The following is a 19,747-nucleotide window of genomic DNA, read 5'->3' as shown; positions in this document are numbered from 1 at the left end:
ACCGGATCAGATCCGGTGGGCCGGGTGCTGTCCGGGGGATGGCCCGGCTTCCTCGGAACCGGGCCCCGGAGAGGCTCGGTTCCCGGTTCCCGTGGCGGTCCGTGGTCAGGCGACCGTGAAGCCGCCGTCGACCGGGAGGATCGTGCCGGTCACGTACTCCGCGCCGACGAGATAGGCGATCGCGTCAGCCACCTCGCCGGGCTTGCCGACCCGCTTGATCGGCAGGTCCTGCGCCATCGCGGTGAACTGGCCCGCACGCGCTTCCTCGGGCACGAACGACCACCAGGGCGTGTCCACGGCCCCCGGTGCCACGGCGTTGACGCGGACCGGCGACAGCTCGGCCGCCAGCGGCGAGACGATCCGCTCGATCGCGCCGTTGACCGCGGCGAACGTCACGGTGCCGGGGACGGCGGAGCGCGCGGTGGCTGCGGACACGAACGTGATGGAGCCCGTGACCCGCGCCTTCTGGACGGCGGACAGGTAGGCGAACAGCTTGCCGTCGAAGGCGGACCTGATGTCCGCGACCTTCAGGCCGGCCAGCGGGCCGAGACCCAGCGCGCCCGGGCTGAAGGCGAGCACCAGATGGTCGAAGGAGCCCACCCGCTCGAAGAACTCGGCGACGGCCTGCTCGTCGGTGCCGTCCACCCGCTCGGCGCCGGCCACCCGGTCCTTGACCGCGGCCAGCTTCTCGGCGTCGCGTCCGGTGACGATCACTTCGGCGCCGGTCGCCGTCAGCTTCTCCGCCGTCGCCAGGCCGATACCCGACGTACCGCCCAAGATCACAACACGCATCATTGCCTCCAGTTGTTCCCTGCTTGCGTCACTGATCCTGGGGCTCTGCCGGAGGACCTTCCAGATGCGCGTTGTGCTGGTGGCAGGGCTACCAGGCAGACCGGGACCGCGCCGATGCCGTTGGTTCCGATACCAGGAGGTTGAATACCGGGAGGAAGGGTCTCGATGTCCCCGACCGGCGGGGCCGTCCCCACGCTGCCGCCGGACCGAGTCCACAGGGCGACCATGTGACGGTCCGCCAGGTACGTGGCCTGACTGTCCGACGGCGCGGCGGGGGGTTCCCGCCCGGTTCCCATGGTCAGTGGGTGCCCACGTCGTCGCCTTCACGGGCGAGGCGGTCAGCGGCTTCGGCCCGGTGAGCCGTTCGGGTCGCGGAGAGAGCGGATCCCCGTCCGTCTTCCTGTCCGGACTCCGCCTCGCGTACGGGCGCCGTGGGCTTCTTCTCCTGCGGGCCGGGTTCGTCACCGGGACACGTCGGCCCAGACGGTCTTGACCAACTCGCCGCGTGGATCGCAACCCCAGCGGGTGGCGAAGGAGTCGACCAGGAGGAGGCCGCGACCGCTGGTCGACGTGTCGGGCGGCGGCGATGTGGCAGAGGGCGTACCGCCGGGCAGCGGCGGCAGGCGGTCCGGGCGGGTGTCGCTCACCTCGACGCGGGCTCGGGCCGCGGAGAGGGAGAGGCGCACCTCGAAGTCCCGTCCGGGGGTGCGGCCGTGGGTGACGGCGTTCGCGGCGAGTTCGGCGGTGATGGCGACGACGGCGCGTGTGACGGGAGCGGTGCGGGGCAGGCCCCATTCTTCGAGCTGCCGCTCCACGAGGAGGCGGGCGAGACGGGCACCTCGACGGGTGGAGCTGAGCTGGATCCTGAAGCGGTGGCCGGGAGTGGGAGTGGGAGTGGGGGTGGGGGTGGGGGTGGGGGTGGTCGCGGGGGAGGGCAGCACGTTCGTCGGACTCCGGTCGGTGTGGTGGGCATCGCTGTGTAGCGATCCGCTTACAGAGTGAGACGGAGCGGCTACGCTCACCAGAGGTCAGCAGGTGACAACGCTTCTGTCGCGCGGGAGATGACGTTGAGCAATATCTATGGGGACTGGTTGAAGGCTCAGCGGGAGGCGGCCGGGCTGACGCAGCAGGAGCTGGCGGACCAGGCGATCATGACCCGTTCGCACATCTCGCACATCGAGGCCGGCCGCCGCGTCCCGTCCAAGGAGGACGCGCGGCGGCTGGACAGGGCACTGAACACCGGGGATGTGCTGAGCAGCTTCCTGCCGGACAGGGGCGCGGCGGTCGCGGAGTACTTCGAGGCGGCTCGGTTGCTCGAACAGCAGGCGGTGGTGATCCGTGAGTTCGCCCTGTCGTACGTCCCCGGGATCCTCCAGACAGAGAGGTACGCACGTGCGGTTTTGGCCACGTCGTTCCCCCCTGTGAGCGAAGCGGAACGTGACAGTCTTGTCGTCACCCGACTCGAGCGCGCGAAGGTTCTGTGCGATCCGGTGACGCCCGTGGTCTGGGTGCTGCTCGACGAAGCCGTGCTGCGGCGTGCAGTCGGTGGCCCCGACGTCATGGCAGAGCAGATCATGCACATCGTCGGTCTGGTGGAGAGCGACCGTGTCCGAGTGCATGTGATGCCGTTCGCGCTTGGCTTCCACCCGCTGATGGACGGCATGCTCACGCTGATGTCTTTCGAGGACCAGCCACCCGTTGCGTACGGTGAGGGCCTACGCATGGGGAAGCTGCACGATACCCCGTCCATGGTGCAGGAGTTGCATGGTCGGTACGATCTCGCACTGAGCGACGCACTGCCGCTGAAGGAGTCTCTGACCCTGCTGAGGGCGACAGCGAAGGATTACGGACGCCATGACTGACCGAATCATCGTGCATGCTGCCGAGTTGCAAGGCTGGCGGAAGTCCTCCTACAGCAACAGCGAAGGCGGCAGTTGCGTCGAGGTGCTCGACGGCCACCCCTCAGGCACCCCTGTCCGTGACTCCAAGGCGCCCGACGGGCCCGCCCTGGTCTTCTCGACAGCCGGCTGGTCGGCGTTCGTCACGGCGGTCAAGGCCGGCGACCTCCGGTCCTGAGCGCGCCAGTGACCGCTCCGCCACCCGGCGCAGATGCCGCCCGAACACCTCCCGGGCGTCCGGTGTCAGCGTCCGCAGTGCCACCAGTGCCGTGATCACGACGTCGCAGAGTTCGGCCTCGACGTCCTCCCAGGTGTGGCTGGTGCCCTTGCGGGGGTTCTGGCCGGTCGCGCCGATCACCGCCTGGGCGGCCTCGCCGACCTCCTCGGAGAGTTTCAGCATGCGCAGCAGCAGGCCCTCCCGGCCGGCGATCGGCTGATCGGCGTCCAGCCAGGCCCACAGGGCGTCGACGGTCGCCCAGAGGTCGGTGGGTGAGGTGGGGGAGGGGGCGGGCGCGGGGGGCGGTGGGGGCGGGGTGCTGTCGGTCATGCGCGCAGCCTGCCCCCGGCGGTCACTCCTCGAACAGCGCCTCCTGCTCGCCCTCCTGACGGCGACGCAGCCGCCGGGTGCGCAGGCCCACGACCACCGCTGTGGCCGCCGCCGTCACGCCGAGGGCCGTCGGGACCATCCAGCCCCGGTTGACGGCGTGGCCGAGGACGTGGTCGAGGGAGAGGCGGCCGGGGCCGGTGACGGCCAGGGACGCGCCGGTGAGGCCGAGGGTGGCCGCGTGCTCGTAGCCGCCCTCCTGAGCGAAGAAGCCGTTCGGTACGTGCACCGCGGCCGCGCCCGCCATCGCGCCGGCCGCCGCCGCGCCCGCCGCCGGGGTGGCCAGGCCCAGCGCCAGCAGCGCACCGCCGCCGGCCTCCGCCAGGCCCGAGGCCGTCGCGCTCGCCCGGCCCGGGGCGTAGCCGACGGACTCCATGTACTGGCCGGTGCCCTCCAGGCCGTGTCCGCCGAACCAGCCGAACAGCTTCTGCGTGCCGTGGGCCACCAGCACTCCGCCGGTGCCCAGCCGGAGCAGCAGCAGTCCCAGATCACGTCGGTCGAAACAGGTCACGGTGACTCCCGGAGAGGAGGGGATGGAGGGAACGGACGGGGGCGGTTACCACCGTGGCATTGCTCGGGCCGTCCCGCCCCGTCCGGGCGCCGTTCGGGTGGCGGGGTGCGGAGGGCGGTGTGAAGGTGAGCCGTATGACGATCCAGACCGGAAGACTCACCGACCCGGCCGTGCGGGCCTTCGTCTCCGCGGTGAACGCGCACGACCGGGAGGCCTTCATGAGCCTGCTCACGGCCGACGCGACCATGGCGGACGACGGTTCCGACCGCGACCTCGCCGAGTGGACCGAGCGGGAGATCTTCTCCTCCCACGGCCACCTGGAGGTCGACAACGAGTCCAACGGCGGCCGGGTCCTCCTCGCCCGCTACAGCAACGACACCTGGGGCGAGATGCGCACCAAGTGGCGGTTCGAGGTGGAGGACGACGGGCGGATCTCCCGCTTCGAGACCGGGCAGGCATAGCCGCCGGGCCCGTGCGGCCTGCGGAGTCGGGGACACGTGTGAACGCACGTGAACGCGCGCGGGCCGCTCACCGGCGAGCGGACGGCCGAGGCCGACCTGATGCTCGGGCGGTGAGCGGCCCTTCGGGTGCGCGTCCCAGCAGGGCGCGTCAGGAGCCGACCGGGGCGGGTCAGCGGCTGACCGCCTGCTCCTTCAGCGTCAGCTGCCCGGCCTTGATGGTGGCCAGGCGCGGGGCGCGGCGGGCGATGGACGAGTCGTGGGTGACCATGATGAAGGTCAGGCCGTACTCCTGCCACAGCCCCTCCAGCAGGGCCATGATGTCGTCGCGGGTGCCCTCGTCGAGGTTGCCGGTGGGCTCGTCGGCGAGGAGGACCTTCGGCTTCTTCACCAGCGCGCGGGCGATGGCGACACGCTGCTGCTGGCCGCCCGACATCTCGGACGGGACGTGCGACAGCCGCTCGCCCAGGCCGACCGACCGCAGGGCCTCCGCCGCGCGCTCGCGCCGCTCGGCCGGCTTCACGCCGAGCGGCACCAGGGCCGTCTCGACGTTCTCCTGGGCGGTCAGGGTGGGGATGAGGTTGAACGCCTGGAAGATGATGCCGATGTTCTCGGCGCGCACCCGGGTCAGCTTCGCCTCGCCGAGGCGGGCCAGGTCGACGCCGTCGAGCTCGACGCTGCCCTCGGACGGGCGGTCCAGAGCGCCGATCATCTGCAGCAGCGTGGACTTGCCGCCGCCGGTCGGTCCCTGGATGACGAGCTGGTCGCCGTCCTCGATCGTGAGGTCGATGCCGCGCAGCGCCTCGACCGTCTCCTTGCCCCGCGTGTAGCGCTTGGTCACGCCGGTGAGCTTGTACATGGACTTCTCCGTGATCCGTAATCCGTGAGGGAGATGGCGGCCGGTCAGGAAACGCTGCGCAGGGCGTCCGCCGGGCGCATCCGGGAGGCGCGCCAGCCGCCCATGGCACCGGCGATGAGACCGCCGGCGACCGCCAGGCCGACCGCGAGCGCGATGGTGGTGAGGGAGACGGGCGCGGAGAGCGCGATCTCCAGGGTGTTGCCGGCCGACTGGCCGCCCGCGCCACCGCCGCCGCCCGGGCCGCCGCCCATGCCGCCGCCGCCCATGCCGCCGCCACCGGTGGTGCCGAGCTCCGCGGTCAGCGTCGGGCTGATCGCCGTCACCGTGTACGCCGCGGCCAGGCCGAGCGCGATACCGAGGACGCCGCCGAGGAGGCCGTTGACGATGGACTCGCCGACCACCTGCCGGGTCACCCGGCGGCTCGGCCAGCCCAGCGCCTTCAGCGTGCCGAACTCGCGCACCCGGCGGGACACCGCGGAGGAGGTCAGCAGCGCGGCGACCAGGAACGCGGCCACGAGCACGGCGATGGACAGCCACTTGCCGACGCCGGCCGCCAGGTCCGAGGCGGTGGAGAGGGAGCCGGAGACCGTGTCCGCGAGGTCGGCGGAGGTCGTCACCGTCGTACCGGAGATGTTCTTCTGGATCGCCGCCTTGACGGTGTCGATCTGCTTCGAGTCGGTCGCCTTGACGTAGATGGTGGTGACCTGGTCCGCCGCGTCGGCGAGGGTCTGCGCCTGCTTCAGCGGCAGGTAGACGTCCGTGGTGGACTCGCTGCTCTCGGGCGTCGCGACGCCGATGACCTTGTACTTGGTGCCGGAGATGGTCAGCGTGGAGCCGACCTTGTAGGAGTTCTCCTTGGCGTACGAGGCGCTGACCAGCGCCACCTCGGCGTCGGCCTGCGCGGACGTGAAGGTCTTGCCGGAGGTGATGCTCGTGCCGGCCAGCGGACCGAGGTCCTGGTCGGTGACGTCGACGCCCGCCACGGAGTACGAGTTGACGTCGAAGGAGGCGCCGCCGCCCTGCACCTGCGGGGCCGCGGTGCTGTTGCCGCTGCTGCCGCCGCCCGGGCCGCCCTGGCCCTGCGACTGGCCGCCGGAGGAGCTCTGCGCCTCGCCCCGGGTGAAGGAGCCGTCGACCTTGGTGACGTTCAGGGTGAGCGCGCCGACCGCGGACGCCACGCCCTTCTGCTTCGCGACCTTCGCCACGAGCGACGACTCCAGGGCCTGACCTCCCTGCGTCATCACACGGTCCGAGCTCTGTTCCTCGTCCTCGTCGGAGGAGGCGTCGAACTCGAATCTGGGGCCCTGGGAGCTGTTTCCGGTGGGCGCCGTACGGGCCTTGGTGACGGTCATGTCGGTGCCGAGGCCGTAGAGCGACTGCAGGACCTTGTCCTGTGCCTGTGTCATGCCGGCCGACACCGAGTTGACGGTGATGACCAGCGCGATACCGAGCGCCAGACCCAGTGCGATGACCAGGGCCGCCTTCTTGCGCCGGCCCAGCTCGCGCTTGAGATAGATGCCAAACATCCCGTTCCTCGTAAGGTTCTTGGCGCCCGCTGTGGGCGCGGCATCAAATTAGGGAGAAACCTTTGAGTCGGCATGGGTAAAGGATGTGCAAGGCCTGGGAATACCGCGGTGTGGAATGAGAATTCCCTGAGGGTGTCCGAAGTGCCCCGAGGATGCCCGAAGTGCTCCTGCGGCGCGCGGAGCGCGGCGAGGGCACGCGGAGGCCGCCGACGGTGTGTGCGGAAGCCGCTGACGGTGTGTGCCGCGGCCGTCTGCGGCAGGTGCGGCGGCCGTCTGCGGTGTGTGCGGGAGCGTGCCGCTCCGGTGGTGCGGCAGCCGTTCCACGGTCCGGTGCGTACCCCGCGGCTGCGCGCGGGGTCCACCCCCACCCGGTGCCGTGGAACGGCTGCCCCTCCCCCTCGGTGTGGCTCGGCGGAACGCTCTTGCCTCAAGTGTGAACGTTCGGTGGAGGTGAGCCGAGCATAAGGCCGCTACCGGGCGCAATGGGTCGGAAGGGGCAGATCCGCTTGTGCAGATAGGCCGGTTGGCGACCTGTGGGGCGGGCGGTCAGCCCCGGCCCACGTACGGCATCGCCGTCGCCAGGACCGTCGCGAACTGCACGTTCGCCTCCAGCGGCAGCTCCGCCATGTGCCGTACGGTGCGGGCCACGTCGGCGACGTCCATCACCGGTTCCGGCACGGTCTCCCCGTTGGCCTGGAGCGCGCCCGTCGCCATCCGGGCCGTCATGTCGGTGGCCGCGTTGCCGATGTCGATCTGCCCGACCGCGATGCGGTACGGCCGCCCGTCCAGCGACAGCGACTTGGTGAGGCCGGTGAGGGCGTGCTTGGTCGCCGTGTAGGCGACGGAGTGCGGGCGGGGCGTGTGCGCGGAGATCGAGCCGTTGTTGATGATCCGGCCGCCCTGCGGGCTCTGCTCCTTCATCTGCCGGTACGCCGCCTGCGCGCACAGGAACGCCCCGTTGAGATTGGTGTCCACCACGTGCCGCCAGGCGTCGTAGGGGAGGTCCTCGACGGGCACGCCGCCGGGGCCGAACGTGCCCGCGTTGTTGAACAGCAGATCGAGCCGGCCGAACCGGTCGCGCACCGCGGCGAACAGGGCCGCCACGTCGTCGGGGCGCGAGACGTCCGTCCGTACGGCGAGACACCCGGCCTCCGGGGCGGCCAGTGCCGCCGTCTCGGCGGCCAGTGCCGCCGTCTCCTCCAGGGCCTCGGCGCGGCGGCCCGCCAGGGCCACCGACCAGCCCGTGCGCAGCAGTTCCACGGCCACGGCGCGGCCGACGCCGGAACCGGCGCCCGTGACCACGGCGATCTTCGACTGTCCGGCACTCCCGGCACTTCGCTCGGCGTTCATGGGCCCGCAGCGTACGGCAGGGCCACGTGATGCGGAACGCGTTCGTCCGCCACCCGACTGTCGGGTGCGCGCCCCTCCGGTGTCGTCCCGGGGTCGTCCCCGGCCATTCCAATGCCTCCTGCATCCATTTTCTGGGGAGGACCGGAATGACACCCGCAGCACGCCCGTCCCAGCACGCCCCCGAACTCCGCGCCGCCGCCCGCCACATCGGCCGCCGCCGCTTCCTCACCGTCACCGGAGCGGCCGCCGCCCTCGCCTTCGCGGTCAACCTGCCCGCCGCCGGCGCCGCGGCCGCCGCCGAACTCGACCCCGCCCGGATCACCGACGACCCCTTCACCCTCGGGGTGGCCTCCGGTGACCCGCTGCCCGGCTCCGTGCTCCTGTGGACCCGCCTCGCCCCGGTCCCCTACCAGCCCGACGGCGGCCTGCCCGCGGAACGCGTCACCGTCCGCTGGGAACTGGCCCACGACGAGAACTTCCGACGCGCCGTCAGACGCGGCACGGTCACCGCCCACCCCGAGTTCCACCACACCGTCCACGTCGAGGCCGGCCACCTGGACCCCGACCGCGTCTTCTACTACCGCTTCCGCGTGGGCGACTGGATCAGCCCGACCGGCCGCACCCGCACCGCGCCCGCCACCCGCTCCCGCGTCGCGGACCTCACACTCGCCGCCGTCTCCTGCCAGGCCTACGCCGACGGCTACTACACCGCGTACGGCCACCTCGCCCAGGACGACGTCGACGTCGTCTTCCACCTCGGCGACTACCTCTACGAGTACGCCGTCAACTCGGTCGGCAACTACCGCAACTACACCGACCGCACGCTCCCCGACCTGTTCAACCACGAGACGGTGACCCTGGAGGACTACCGCCTGCGGTACGCCCTCTACAAGTCCGACCCCGACCTGATGGCCGCGCACGCCGCGCACCCCTTCGTCGTCACCTGGGACGACCACGAGACCGAGAACAACTACGCCGGCGACACCCCCGAGAACACCGTCCCGCCGGAGGAGTTCCTGCTGCGCCGCGCCTCCGCCTACCGCGCCTACTGGGAGAACCAGCCGCTGCGCCGCCCCCAGCTCCCCGACGGCTCCGACATGCGGCTCTACCGCCGCCTGCACTGGGGCGACCTCGCCCAGTTCGACGTCCTCGACACCCGCCAGTACCGCTCCGACCAGGCCTACGGCGACGGCGCCCAGCTCCCCGGCCCCGACATCGACGACCCGTCCCGCACCATGACCGGCGCCACGCAGGAGCGCTGGCTGCTCGACGGCTGGCGCACGTCACGGGCGCTGTGGAACGTCGTACCGCAGCAGGTCACGTTCTCGCAGCGGAAGCTGGACCTGAACCCGGTCGCCAAGCTCTCGATGGACGCCTGGGACGGCTACCGCGCCTCCCGCCGCCGCGTCCTGGACGGCGCGCTCGCCGCCGGCGTCGACAACCTCATGGTCCTCACCGGTGACGTGCACGTCGGGTACGCCTTCGACATCAAGGACGACTTCGACGACCCGGCGTCCCGGACGCTGGGCACGGAGATCGTGGCCACCTCGATCGCCAGCGGCCGCGACGGCGCCGAGAAGCCCGCCAACTGGGCCACCTACACGGCCGCCAACCCGCACCTGAAGTTCTACAACGGGCGGCGCGGCTACGTCACCGTCGCCCTCGGCCGCGACCTCGCCCGCGCCGACTTCAAGACCGTCCCCTACATCACCCGCACGGGCGCGCCGGTCACCACCGCCGCGTCCTTCGTCACCGAGGTGGGCGAGCAGGGACTCAAGCCGGCCTGACCCGCCGGGACCGCCCTACGGCGCCTGCGGCGGCCAGGCGTCGCCCCAGTCGGCGTCCCGTGCCGCCCGGTACAGCTCGCCGTGGCGTTTCGTCACCGTCGTCCGCTCCAGCCGCTCCTCGGCCCCGCACAGGTCGAGGAGCACCTGGCCCTTGCGGATCTGCGGTCGCCGGACCACCCGGGCGGGCGCCGGGGCCACGGGGAAGCGGGCGGCGGCGACGTAGGAGAACTTCTCGTCCTCGTAGGGCAGGGAGCCGCCCTTGACCTGCCGGTGCAGCGAGGAACGGCTGACCCGTGCCGAGAAGTGGCACCAGTCGGTGCCCGGCGCGATCGGACAGGCGGCGCTGTGCGGACAGGGCGCGGCGACCCGGAAACCGGCGGCGACGAGCCGGCCGCGGGCCTCGATGACGCGTGCGTAGCCGTCCGGGGTGCCCGGCTCGACGATCACCACGGCCCGCGCGGCGGCCGCGGCGGCGTCCACCAGGGCGGCGCGGTCGGCGGCGGACAGCTCGTTGAGGACGTAGGAGACGGTGACCAGGTCGGTGGCGTCGAGGGCGAGCGCCGCGCCGATGCGGGCGCGCTGCCAGCTCACGTCCCGCAGTGCCGGGTTCGCGCCCGCGATCTCCCGGCCCAGGGCCAGCGCCGGCTCCGCCCAGTCCAGGACGGTCACCGGGCGCTGTCCGCCCCAGGTCGCCTCGACCGCCCAGGTCGCCGCGCCGGTGCCGCCGCCGACGTCCACATGGCCGCCGGGCACCCACCCGGGCACGGCGTCCGCGAACGCCTCCAGCGCCGACCGGACCGCCTCGAAGGTCGCCGGCATGCGGTACGCGGCGTAGGCGGCGACATCGGCGCGGTCGCGCAGGATGGGCGCGTCGGTGGGCGTGGCGCCCCGGTAGTTGGCGATCAGCCGGTCCACGGCCTGCGCGGCCTGCTTGGGCGGGAGCCCGTCGAGGAGATCCGTGAGGGCGCCACGGAGCATCTCGGAGGCGGATACGGAGACGTTCACCCCACGATTTTCTCAGGTCCCGCGCCCGGCCCCGACCCGCCGTCCCCCGCGGGGCGGCCGACGCCCCTCCGCCACGGGGCGGGCTCACCGCACTGCTGGGCCCCTCCGCCACGGGGCGGGCTCACCGCACTGCTGGGCCCCTCCGCCACGGGGCGGGCGGGCTCACCGCACTGCTGGGCCCCTCCGCCACGGGGCGGGCGGGCTCACCGCACCGCTGGGCCGCCCGTCACCGGGCCGGCGCGCTCACCGCACCGCTCTCGCCAGCCGCGTCCCCGCCCGGGCCCGCGGCGCGCTGTCCGGCGTCCGGCGCACCGGATGCACCGTGTTCGCCAGCAGGATGAGGAAACCGTCCGTCGCCGGGTCCAGCACCAGCGACGTCCCCGTGAACCCCGTGTGGCCCGCGGCACCCCGGCCGGCGAGCTCCCCCATGAACCACGGCTGGTCCACCGCGAACCCCAGCCCCGGCGGCGTCAGCAGCAGTTCCGCGAAGTCCGGCCCGAGGACGCGGGCGGGCCCGTACGCGCCGCCCGCGAGCAGGGCCCGGCAGAACACGGCCAGGTCGCGGCCCGTGGAGAACAGGCCCGCGTGACCGGCCACCCCGCCCAGCGCCCAGGCGTTCTCGTCGTGCACCACGCCCCGCAGCGGACCCCGGTCGGCCTTGGCCCACGGGCGCCGCTGGTCCTCGGTGGCCGCCGCGCCGGGGCAGGGCCCGAAACCGGTCGACGTCATGCCCAGCGGCCGGGTGATCCCGTCGCGCACGAGGACGTCCAGGCCGCGCCCGGTCAGCCGCTCCAGGAGCTGCTGGAGCAGCAGCATGTTCAGGTCGGAGTACCGGTACGTGCCCGGCTCGCCCACCGGCGCCTCGGCGCGCAGCAGCTCCAGGCGCTCCGTGCCGTCCGCGCAGTCGTACAGCGGCAGCTCGGGACGGAGCCCGGAGGTGTGGGTGAGCAACTGGCGGACGGTGACGCCGTGGGCGGCGGCCGCGCGGAAGTCCGGCAGGTAGGCGCCGATCCGCGTGTCGATGCCGAGCGTGCCCCGCTCGATCTGCTGGACCGCCGCGACCGACGTGAACAGCTTGGTGAGGGAGGCCAGGTCGAACGGCGTGTCCACGGTCGTCGCGACGCGCTTGGCGGGCGGCAGCTCCACGCCCGCGCCGGCCTCGGGGTCGTACGCCGCGTAGCGCACCGCCCAGCCGGCCGCCCGCTGGACGGCGATCACCGGGCCGCGTCCGGCGACCACGACCGCGCCGGCCGCCCAGGGGCGGGCGCCCCGGGTGAGGCCCTCGACGTCCCACGCGAGGTGCCGCATCTCCTCGGGGTCGAGCCCGGCCCGCTCCGGGGTGTCGACGCGCAGCCGCGGTGCGCTCAGCTGTCCGCTCCCCGGTGCTCGGCCCCGCCCGCGCGGGCGGCGCGTCCGTTCTCCGCCGCAGCCGGGCCGCTCCGGGGACGGCACAGGCCGGCGAAGCAGACCAGCGCCACCAGCGTGGCCGCCAGCTGCACGACGGCCATCGGCACGGCGGTGTCCTCGCCGGCGATCCCGACCAGCGGCGAGGCGATCGCCCCGATGAGGAAGGAGGACGTCCCCAGCAGGGCGGACGCCGAGCCCGCGGAGTGGCGGACCCGCATCAGGGCGAGCGTCTGGGCGTTGGGCAGGGCGACGCCCATCGCGGACATCAGGACGAACAGCGCGGCGGCCACCGGGGCCAGCCCCACCTCGCCGAACACGCCGGCCGCCATCAGCAGCAGCGCCGTCGCCGCCAGCGCGACGACCACCAGACCGACGACCAGCACCCGGTCCAGCCGGACCCGGCCCACCAGCACCTTGCCGTTGACCTGGCCGACCACCACCAGCCCGATCGAGTTCAGGCCGAACAGCAGGCTGTACGTCTGCGGCGAGGCGCCGTAGATCTCCTGGACGACGAACGGCGAGGCCGAGATGTAGGCGAACAGGGCGGCGAAGGCGAAGCCGCCGGTGAGGAGGTAGCCGGTGAAGGGCAGGTCGGCGAGGAGAGCGCGCATCGAGCGCAGGGCCTCGCCCACCCCGCCCGAGTGGCGTTCGGCGGGCGGCAGGGTCTCCGGGAGCCGCGCCGCCACCAGGCAGGCCAGCAGCGTCCCGACCACCGTCAGGACCACGAACACGCCCCGCCAGTCCGTCACCCGCAGGATCTGCCCGCCGATCAGCGGCGCCACCACCGGGGCCACCCCCGAGACCAGCATCAGGGTGGAGAAGAAGCGGGCCATCGCCACGCCGTCGTACAGGTCCCGCACCACCGCACGCGCGATCACGATGCCGGCCGCGCCCGCGAGACCCTGCACCAGCCGGAACGCGATCAGCAGGCCGACGGTGGGCGCCAGCGCGCACAGGGCGGTGGCCAGGACGTACACGGCCAGTCCGCCGAGCAGGGGACGCCGGCGCCCCCAGCGGTCGCTCATCGGCCCGACCACCAGTTGCCCGAGGGCCATGCCGGCCAGGCAGGCGGTCAGCGTGAGCTGCACGGTCGCGGCCGGCGCGTGCAGGGAGCGGGTGACCTCCGGGAGCGCCGGGAGGTACATGTCCATCGCCAGCGGGGGAGTGGCCGTCAGACCACCCAGGAGGAGGACGACGAGCAGCCCGGTCCGCCGCTCGGCGGACGACGGCTCCGCCCGGCCTCCCGAGGACCCCGTTCGGCCCGCCCGCCCGGCACGGTCCGCCTGCTCCGTTCGTGCCGTCTGTTCCGTCTGTTCTGTCTTCGTGTCGACCGTGTCAACCGTGTCGACCGTGTCAACCGTGTCGACCGTGTCGACCGTGTCCGAGCCGCCCGGTATCGGCGCCCCACCCTCGGGCATCTGGCCGCCCCTCCCTCTCCGACGTCTTCGGGACCTATGCTCTCAGCTCGAACGGACCGATGGGACGGCACGAGGGTGGGCGGGATGACGACGGACAGCGTGCGGTGGGGGATCCTGGCGACCGGCGGGATCGCCGCCGCCTTCACGGCGGACCTGATCGATCTGCCCGACGCGGAGGTCGTGGCGGTCGCCTCGCGCACCGAGACCTCGGCGCGGGCCTTCGCCGAGCGCTTCGGGATACCCCGGGCGTACGGCGACTGGGAGTCGCTGGCCTGGGACGAGGACATCGATGTCGTCTACGTCGCCACCCCGCACTCCGCGCACCGGGCCGCCGCCGGCCTGTGCCTCAAGGCCGGGCGGAACGTGCTGTGCGAGAAACCGTTCACGCTGAACGTGCGGGAGGCCGAGGAACTCGTCGCGCTGGCCCGCGACAACGGGCGCTTCCTCATGGAAGCCATGTGGATGTACTGCAACCCGTTGATCCGGCGCCTGAAGACGCTGGTCGACGACGGCGCGATCGGTGAGGTGCGGACCGTGCAGGCCGACTTCGGCCTCGAAGGCCCCTTCCCGCCCTCGCACCGGCTGCGCGACCCCGCCCAGGGCGGCGGCGCCCTCCTCGACCTCGGCGTCTACCCCGTCTCCTTCGCCCAGCTCCTGCTCGGCGAACCCTCGGGCGTCTCCGCGCGGGCCGTCCTCTCCACCGAGGGCGTCGACCTCCAGACCGCCGCCGCCCTGTCCTGGGACTCCGGCGCGCTCGCCGCCCTGCACTGCTCCCTCGTCGGCGGCACCGGCACCTCCGCCTCCGTCACCGGCTCGCGCGGCCGCATCGACATCCCGTCCGGCTTCTTCCACCCCGACCGCCTCGTCCTGCACCGCGCCGGCCGGGACCCCGAGGAGTTCACCGCCGACCCCGCCGACGGTCCCCGTACCACCATGCGCCACGAGGCCCGCGAGGTGATGCGCGCGCTGCGCGCCCAGGAGACCGAGTCGCCCCTCGTCCCCCTCGACGGCACCCTCGCCGTCCTGCGCACCCTGGACACGATCCGCCGCGACATCGGCGTCCGCTATCCCGGAGAGCCGGCGTAGCCCGCGTGGTCCCGGGCCAGGACCGCCTGGGGCGCGCCGGCCGGGCGCGCCCGTTCCGGGCGAGACGGGGCGTCTCATGTGCTTGGTACCGTCGTCGCATGGTCACCCAGTCCGGCAAGCCGGCCCCCGACACCACCCGCCGCAGCGAGAAGTCCCGGCGTGCCATCTACGAGGCCGCCCTCGCGCTCGTCGGGGAGGCCGGGTACCCGAGGACCACGATCGAGGGGATCGCCGCCCGGGCCGGCGTCGGCAAGCAGACCATCTACCGGTGGTGGGGCTCCAAGGCCGACGTGCTGCTGGAGGCGTTCCTCGACCTGGGGGAGCAGGCCGCCGAGGCGGCGGGGCAGGTGCCGTACGCCATCCCGGACACCGGGGACCTCGCCGCCGACCTCAGGGCCGTCCTGCGGGCCACCGTCGACGAGCTCCTCGACCCCCGCTACGAGGCCCCGTCCCGCGCGCTGACCGCCGAGGGCCTCGTCAACGAGCAGCTCGGCCGCGAGTTCGTCGCCAAGCTCCTCGAACCCAACCTCCGGCTGTACGTCGACCGCCTGCGCTCCGCCCAGGCCGCCGGGGACGTCCGCGCGGACGTCGACCCGCGCATCGCCCTGGAACTCTTCGTCTCCCCGCTCGCCCAGCGCTGGCTCCAGCGCACCGGACCCCTGTCGTACGAGTACACCGACACCCTCGTCGACTACGCCCTCCACGGACTGGCGCCACGGTGACTCCCTTGCGGCTCCCTCGGGCCGCTGGGCCCTATCCGTCCCCCTCGCCCCACCTGCCCCGATCGGGTGCTCCGGACCCCCGAGGCGCAAGATGGTGGGACCATAGGGCATGCTGTCCGCACCACGGCGAGGCAAGGGGATAGATGAGCGCGGAGTACGGCGGCCGCACCGGCCGGCAGGGCAAACTCTCCCAGTGGCTGCGCGGACGCCGCCCGAAGGAGGCCGCCGACGACGGCGGCCGTGAGGCCCTGCTGCTCGCCGCCGCCGGAGCGGGACTGCCGCTCGCGCCCGCCGCGTACCCGGCCCCCGGCTACCGATGTTCCTGCGACCGGGTCGGCTGTCCCACCCCCGCCCGGCACCCCGTGTCCTTCGCCTGGCAGACGCAGTCCACCACCGACCGCGACCAGATCGAGCGCTGGGCCCGCCACCAGCCGCAGGCCAACTTCATCACCGCGACCGGCATGGTGCACGACGTCCTCGACGTGCCGCTGGAGGCCGGCCGGGAAGCCCTGGACCGGCTGCTCGACGAGGGCGTCGAGGTCGGCCCGGTCGCCGCGAGCGACGACGGCCGCATGCTCTTCTTCACCCTCACCCGCGGCACCCCCGAGGACGAGGACGAGTGGTGGCCCTGCGAGCTGGACTGCCACCCCGAGACCATGGACGAGCACCCCGGCCTGCGCTGGCACTGCCGAGGCTCCTACGTCCTCGTCCCGCCCGCCCGCCTCCCCGGCGACGACGACCGCGCGGTGCACTGGGTCCGCGGCCCGGAGCACGCGCTGCCCGACCCGCTCACCCTCCTCGAAACCCTCACCGACGCCTGCGCCCGCCACGTCGGGCAGGAGACCGGGCACCCGTCCGCGGCCTGGCCTCTCCGCCACTGAGAAGCGCCCACCGAGAAGCGCCCACCGAGAAGCGCCCACCGAGAAGCGCCCACCGAGAAGCCCTCACCGAGGGCTACTCAAGGCCGCAGTGCGGTGCGCTACTCGCCCTTCGCCGCCGTCAGTCCCTCGAGCCGGCTGAGCAGCGACACCTTGCCGCTCCCGGAGCCCTTCGCCGGGTCCAGGGCCACCTCGTTGGCGACGAACTCCATCGTCAGGGACTGCTTGACCTCCCCGGTGGTCAGCGCCTGCACGTTGTCGTTCTGCGTCGGTACGGCCGCCCCCGCCGCGGCCGTCTGCTTCACGTAGTGGTGCGTGCTGAAGAACACCAGCGCCCCGCCGTCCGCGGTGCGCAGCGCAAGGGGCGCGAAGTCGCCGCTGGTCAGGGGCTGGTCGACGTACTGCGTGGCCAGTCCCGGCTTGCTGGAGTTCTTCTCCCGCGTGGCGCGCAGCTCGCTGGTGTACGCGCCGTCGGCGAAGGCCTCCCCGCCGTCGTGCAGGTAGGTCGCGTAGTCCTTGCTCAGGTCCTCCGGCGGGCGCGTCAGTTCCCCGGAGTCGGCGGGCACCGCCTCGGCCCAGCCGTCCTTGTCCTTGCTGAACTCCGGCAGCGACCCCGGCGCCACCAGCGTCAGGTAGGCAGCCTGCCAGGGGTCCGCCAGGCGGTTGCGGGTGAACACCAGCAGCCAGCGCACGTCACCGCCCTTGTTGGCCTGCGCGTCGGCGACGAACCAGCGCGGCCAGCCCGCCTTCTTGGGGATGGTGTACCGCACGTCCGTCAGCACCAGCGCCTTGTGCTGCGGGTTGCCGTCCGGGTGGTTGACCCGCCCCGCCTTCAGCCGCGCCGCGTCGATGGCGCCCAGCGCCCCCGTGGTGTGCTCGGCGTCGAGGGAAGCGTCGTACGCCGCGTCCGCCTTGTTGTACGCGGTCGTGAACTGCTCGACCGCCTTCGCCGCCTCGGCCCGGGTCGCCGCGGGGAGCACCACACGCTCCCCGTGGACCACCACGCATCCGCTCGCCGTCAGCGAGACGGCGGAGAGCGAGACCGCTATGAGTGCGTTCCGGTCACGTCTGACGGGCCGTCGACGGCCGGTCGTCAGGCCGCGTTCCCTGGTGCGTTCCCTGGTCATCAGGTGTCTTCACCTTCCCCTTCCCGGAGGCGAACCCTACCGGGGCGGCGAACGGCGCGGACGCCGGGACCGGGTACAGCGGCCACACCGTGACCTGGCCGGCCACCGGGCCCGGCCGGCCGCCGAACCCGCCCCGGGGCGGCGGGCGGGACGGCCGGCTCAGGGGCTCCGCCGGGGGTTGACGAGGAGGGCGCCGGTCGCCGGATGCGGCAGCACCTCGACCGGCTGGTCGTACACCTCCGTCAGCAGCGGCTCGGAGAACACCTCGGCGGGCGGGCCGTCCGCCGCGACCCGCCCCGCGCGCAGCACCGCGACCCGGTGCGCGTAGGCCGCGGCGAGCCCCAGGTCGTGCAGGACGACGACCACCGCGTCGCCCGCCGCCGCCCGGTCCCGGCACAGCCGCAGCACCAGTTCCTGGTGCCGCAGGTCCAGGGCGGCGGTCGGCTCGTCGAGCAGCAGCAGCGGGGCGCGCTGGGCGAGGATGCGGGCGAGCGCGACACGGGCCCGCTCGCCGCCGCTGAGCGCGGAGAAGGGGCGCGCGGCGAAGGCGGTCACCTCGGTGGCGGCCATCGCCCCGGCCACCGCCAGATCGTTCTCCGCGGGGGAGGAGGCGTGCGGCGCCCGTCCCATCCGGACCACGTCCGCCACGCAGAACGGGAAGGAGACCGTCGCCGCCTGCGGCAACACCGCCCGCCGCAGCGCCAGTTCGGGCGCCGTCCACTCCGTCGCCGGGCGCCCGTGGATCCGTACGGCGCCCCGCGCGGCCGGCAGGTCGGCGGCGAGCGCGGCCAACAGGGTCGACTTGCCCGCGCCGTTGGGGCCGACGAGCGCGAGGACCTCACCGGCACGGACCCGTACGTCGACACCCCGCAGCACCTCGCGCCCGCCCAGCCGGACGTGGAGGGCGTCGGTCTCGGCGAGGACGTCACCCGGGGCGGCGGGGGACGGCGGGGTCGGCCGGGGGCGGAGGAGTCTCATACGGGGGCTCCCGAGATCGGCGTCGGCATCGGCATAGGTATAGGCATGGGCATCGGCATCGGCATCGGGTTCAGGTTCGGGACCGGGATCGGGATCGGGTTCGGGACCGGGACCGGGCTCGGGATCGGCGCGGGGCGGGTGGCTCTCACGCCCACCCGCCCTGCTTGCGGCGGGTCCTGCGCAGCAGCCAGAAGAAGAAGGGGCTGCCGAGGAGGGCGGTGAGGACCCCGAGGGGGAGTTCCGCGGGGACGGCGACCGTGCGGGACACCAGGTCGGCGGCGAGCAGCACCAGAGCGCCGAGCAGGGCGCTGCCCGGGACCAGGAACCGGTGTCCCGGCCCCGCCGCCATCCGCAGCAGGTGCGGCACGACCAGGCCGACGAAGCCGATGATCCCGGACACGCTCACCGCGGCTGCGGTCAGCAGCGCGATGACGAGGATCAGTACGATCCGCAGCCGCTCCACGTCCACGCCCAGGTGCCTGGCCGGCCGTTCGCCGAGCGCCAGCAGGTCCAGGCGCCGGGAGTACAGGGGCGCGAGCGCCAGGCCGGTCACCGCGCACGGCAGCACCGCGAGCACCTTCGGCCAGGTCGCCTGGGAGAGCGAGCCGAGCTGCCAGAAGGTGATCTGCTGGATCGCCGCGGTGTCCGCGAGGAAGAGGCACAGCCCGATCAGCGCCCCCGCGAAGGCGTTCACCGCGATCCCGGTGAGGATCAGCGTCACCACCTCCGTGCGTCCGCCGGACCGCGACATCACGTACACCAGCAGGACCGTGCCGAGACCGGCGGCGAAGGCGAAGGCGGACACCGTCCAGGTGCCGAGGAAGTCCACGCCGAACGCGATCGCGGCGACCGCGCCGACCGCCGCGCCGGAGGAGATGCCGATGACGCCCGGCTCGGCCAGGGGGTTGCCGAACACGCCCTGCATCAACGCTCCCGCGCACCCCAGCGAGGCCCCGACGAGCAGCGCGAGGACGATCCGCGGGAACCGGACGTTCCACAGCACCGACTCCGCGACCCGGTCCAACTCCGCGCCCCCGAGCCCGATCCGGTGCTGCACGGAGGACAGCACGTCCCCGACGGGCACCGGATACGCCCCGAGCCCGGCGGCGACCGGCACGAGGACGAGCAGGCCCACGACCAGCCCGGCGGTCAGCGCTCCGGCGGTCCCGCGCCGGCCGCGCGGGGACGGGGACGAGGGCGGGGCCGGGGCCGCGGCGGCGGGCTCGACAGGCTCGCCGGGCTCCACGGGCTCCACGGGCTCCACGGGCTCCACGGGCTCCACGGGTTGGTCCAGGACGGTCATACGGCACCCTCCGGGGCGTACCGCTGTCCGGCGTCGGG

The 19,747-nt window shown here is 73.4% G+C and carries 19 protein-coding genes and 1 pseudogene; 7 read left to right on the top strand and 13 right to left on the bottom strand.

Annotated elements, in window-relative coordinates:
• Window positions 1-105 precede the first annotated feature (105 nt).
• The gene (locus ACFV9M_RS00410; RefSeq protein WP_385062057.1) at window positions 106-792 is read right to left on the bottom strand and encodes an SDR family oxidoreductase; all 687 of its coding nucleotides are present in this window, start codon (window positions 790-792) and stop codon (window positions 106-108) included.
• A gap of 461 nt (window positions 793-1,253) precedes the next feature.
• The gene (locus ACFV9M_RS00405) at window positions 1,254-1,733 is read right to left on the bottom strand and encodes an ATP-binding protein (protein WP_385062055.1); all 480 of its coding nucleotides are present in this window, start codon (window positions 1,731-1,733) and stop codon (window positions 1,254-1,256) included.
• Between the two features lie 126 nt (window positions 1,734-1,859).
• Between ACFV9M_RS00405 and ACFV9M_RS00400 the strand changes: the two genes are divergently transcribed.
• A complete protein-coding gene (locus tag ACFV9M_RS00400) occupies window positions 1,860-2,654 on the top strand; it encodes a helix-turn-helix domain-containing protein (protein ID WP_385062053.1) in 795 nt (264 codons plus the stop codon).
• Window positions 2,647-2,859, top strand: a pseudogene (locus ACFV9M_RS00395) (DUF397 domain-containing protein); the annotation flags it as partial. The gene ACFV9M_RS00400 and the pseudogene ACFV9M_RS00395, both read left to right, overlap by 8 nt.
• On the opposite strand, the gene ACFV9M_RS00390 reads toward ACFV9M_RS00395, so the two are convergent.
• Both ACFV9M_RS00390 and ACFV9M_RS00385 read right to left on the bottom strand, forming a co-directional pair.
• Window positions 2,755-3,237: a MazG-like family protein gene (locus ACFV9M_RS00390; RefSeq protein ID WP_385062052.1), complete on the bottom strand. Its 483-nt coding sequence runs from the start codon at window positions 3,235-3,237 to the stop codon at window positions 2,755-2,757. The pseudogene ACFV9M_RS00395 and the gene ACFV9M_RS00390 overlap by 105 nt on opposite strands.
• A 22-nt stretch (window positions 3,238-3,259) precedes the next feature.
• Entirely contained in the window at window positions 3,260-3,805 is a 546-nt protein-coding gene (locus tag ACFV9M_RS00385; RefSeq protein WP_385062050.1) for a DoxX family protein, read from the bottom strand.
• A gap of 134 nt (window positions 3,806-3,939) precedes the next feature.
• Here ACFV9M_RS00385 and ACFV9M_RS00380 point away from each other — a divergent pair, with 134 nt between their 5' ends.
• Window positions 3,940-4,266 carry a nuclear transport factor 2 family protein gene (locus ACFV9M_RS00380; RefSeq protein ID WP_385062048.1) on the top strand — a complete coding sequence of 109 codons (327 nt, stop codon included), beginning with the start codon at window positions 3,940-3,942 and terminating at the stop codon, window positions 4,264-4,266.
• A 169-nt stretch (window positions 4,267-4,435) separates the two neighbouring features.
• Here ACFV9M_RS00380 and ACFV9M_RS00375 read toward each other — a convergent pair whose 3' ends face one another.
• The 3 genes from ACFV9M_RS00375 to ACFV9M_RS00365 all read right to left on the bottom strand — a co-directional run bounded on the left by ACFV9M_RS00375 (window position 4,436) and on the right by ACFV9M_RS00365 (window position 7,998).
• Complete coding sequence (locus ACFV9M_RS00375) at window positions 4,436-5,122, bottom strand: ABC transporter ATP-binding protein (protein WP_385062046.1); 687 nt, start codon at window positions 5,120-5,122, stop codon at window positions 4,436-4,438.
• Window positions 5,123-5,166: 44 nt separating this feature from the next.
• Window positions 5,167-6,648, bottom strand: a complete 1,482-nt coding sequence (locus tag ACFV9M_RS00370) for an ABC transporter permease (RefSeq protein WP_385062044.1) — start codon at window positions 6,646-6,648, stop codon at window positions 5,167-5,169.
• A 546-nt stretch (window positions 6,649-7,194) separates the two neighbouring features.
• Window positions 7,195-7,998: an SDR family oxidoreductase gene (locus tag ACFV9M_RS00365; protein ID WP_385062042.1), complete on the bottom strand. Its 804-nt coding sequence runs from the start codon at window positions 7,996-7,998 to the stop codon at window positions 7,195-7,197.
• Window positions 7,999-8,144: 146 nt separating this feature from the next.
• Between ACFV9M_RS00365 and ACFV9M_RS00360 the strand changes: the two genes are divergently transcribed.
• Window positions 8,145-9,785, top strand: coding sequence for an alkaline phosphatase D family protein (locus ACFV9M_RS00360; protein ID WP_385062041.1), 1,641 nt, complete (start codon window positions 8,145-8,147; stop codon window positions 9,783-9,785).
• Between the two features lie 15 nt (window positions 9,786-9,800).
• On the opposite strand, the gene ACFV9M_RS00355 is transcribed toward ACFV9M_RS00360, so the two are convergent.
• The 3 genes from ACFV9M_RS00355 to ACFV9M_RS00345 all read right to left on the bottom strand — a co-directional run bounded on the left by ACFV9M_RS00355 (window position 9,801) and on the right by ACFV9M_RS00345 (window position 13,615).
• Complete coding sequence (locus ACFV9M_RS00355; RefSeq protein ID WP_385062257.1) at window positions 9,801-10,763, bottom strand: small ribosomal subunit Rsm22 family protein; 963 nt, start codon at window positions 10,761-10,763, stop codon at window positions 9,801-9,803.
• A gap of 270 nt (window positions 10,764-11,033) precedes the next feature.
• Window positions 11,034-12,098 (bottom strand): serine hydrolase domain-containing protein, encoded by a 1,065-nt coding sequence (locus ACFV9M_RS00350; RefSeq protein WP_385062039.1) that lies wholly within the window; start codon window positions 12,096-12,098, stop codon window positions 11,034-11,036.
• 56 nt (window positions 12,099-12,154) lie between these two features.
• Window positions 12,155-13,615, bottom strand: coding sequence for a multidrug effflux MFS transporter (locus tag ACFV9M_RS00345; protein WP_385062037.1), 1,461 nt, complete (start codon window positions 13,613-13,615; stop codon window positions 12,155-12,157).
• Between the two features lie 84 nt (window positions 13,616-13,699).
• Between ACFV9M_RS00345 and ACFV9M_RS00340 the strand changes: the two genes are divergently transcribed.
• The 3 genes from ACFV9M_RS00340 (at window position 13,700) to ACFV9M_RS00330 (ending at window position 16,304) form a co-directional block, all read left to right on the top strand.
• The gene (locus tag ACFV9M_RS00340) at window positions 13,700-14,701 is read left to right on the top strand and encodes a Gfo/Idh/MocA family protein (RefSeq protein ID WP_385062035.1); all 1,002 of its coding nucleotides are present in this window, start codon (window positions 13,700-13,702) and stop codon (window positions 14,699-14,701) included.
• A 98-nt stretch (window positions 14,702-14,799) separates the two neighbouring features.
• Entirely contained in the window at window positions 14,800-15,423 is a 624-nt protein-coding gene (locus ACFV9M_RS00335) for a TetR/AcrR family transcriptional regulator (protein WP_385062034.1), read from the top strand.
• Window positions 15,424-15,566: 143 nt separating this feature from the next.
• Window positions 15,567-16,304: a bifunctional DNA primase/polymerase gene (locus tag ACFV9M_RS00330; protein ID WP_385062033.1), complete on the top strand. Its 738-nt coding sequence runs from the start codon at window positions 15,567-15,569 to the stop codon at window positions 16,302-16,304.
• A 98-nt stretch (window positions 16,305-16,402) separates the two neighbouring features.
• Here ACFV9M_RS00330 and ACFV9M_RS00325 read toward each other — a convergent pair whose 3' ends face one another.
• From ACFV9M_RS00325 to ACFV9M_RS00315, 3 genes are all read right to left on the bottom strand, one after another.
• Window positions 16,403-17,428, bottom strand: a complete 1,026-nt coding sequence (locus ACFV9M_RS00325) for a hypothetical protein (RefSeq protein ID WP_385062031.1) — start codon at window positions 17,426-17,428, stop codon at window positions 16,403-16,405.
• Window positions 17,429-17,587: 159 nt separating this feature from the next.
• Complete coding sequence (locus ACFV9M_RS00320; RefSeq protein ID WP_385062029.1) at window positions 17,588-18,406, bottom strand: heme ABC transporter ATP-binding protein; 819 nt, start codon at window positions 18,404-18,406, stop codon at window positions 17,588-17,590.
• 145 nt (window positions 18,407-18,551) lie between these two features.
• Window positions 18,552-19,709, bottom strand: a complete 1,158-nt coding sequence (locus ACFV9M_RS00315; protein ID WP_385062027.1) for a FecCD family ABC transporter permease — start codon at window positions 19,707-19,709, stop codon at window positions 18,552-18,554.
• Between the last annotated feature and the right edge of the window lie 38 nt (window positions 19,710-19,747).

Source organism: Streptomyces sp. NPDC059895 (genome assembly GCF_042731035.1).
Taxonomy (GTDB): Bacteria; Actinomycetota; Actinomycetes; order Streptomycetales; family Streptomycetaceae; genus Streptomyces.
The sequence above is the reverse complement of the archived record's forward strand: the minus strand, read 5'-3'. Positions and strand labels throughout refer to the sequence as shown.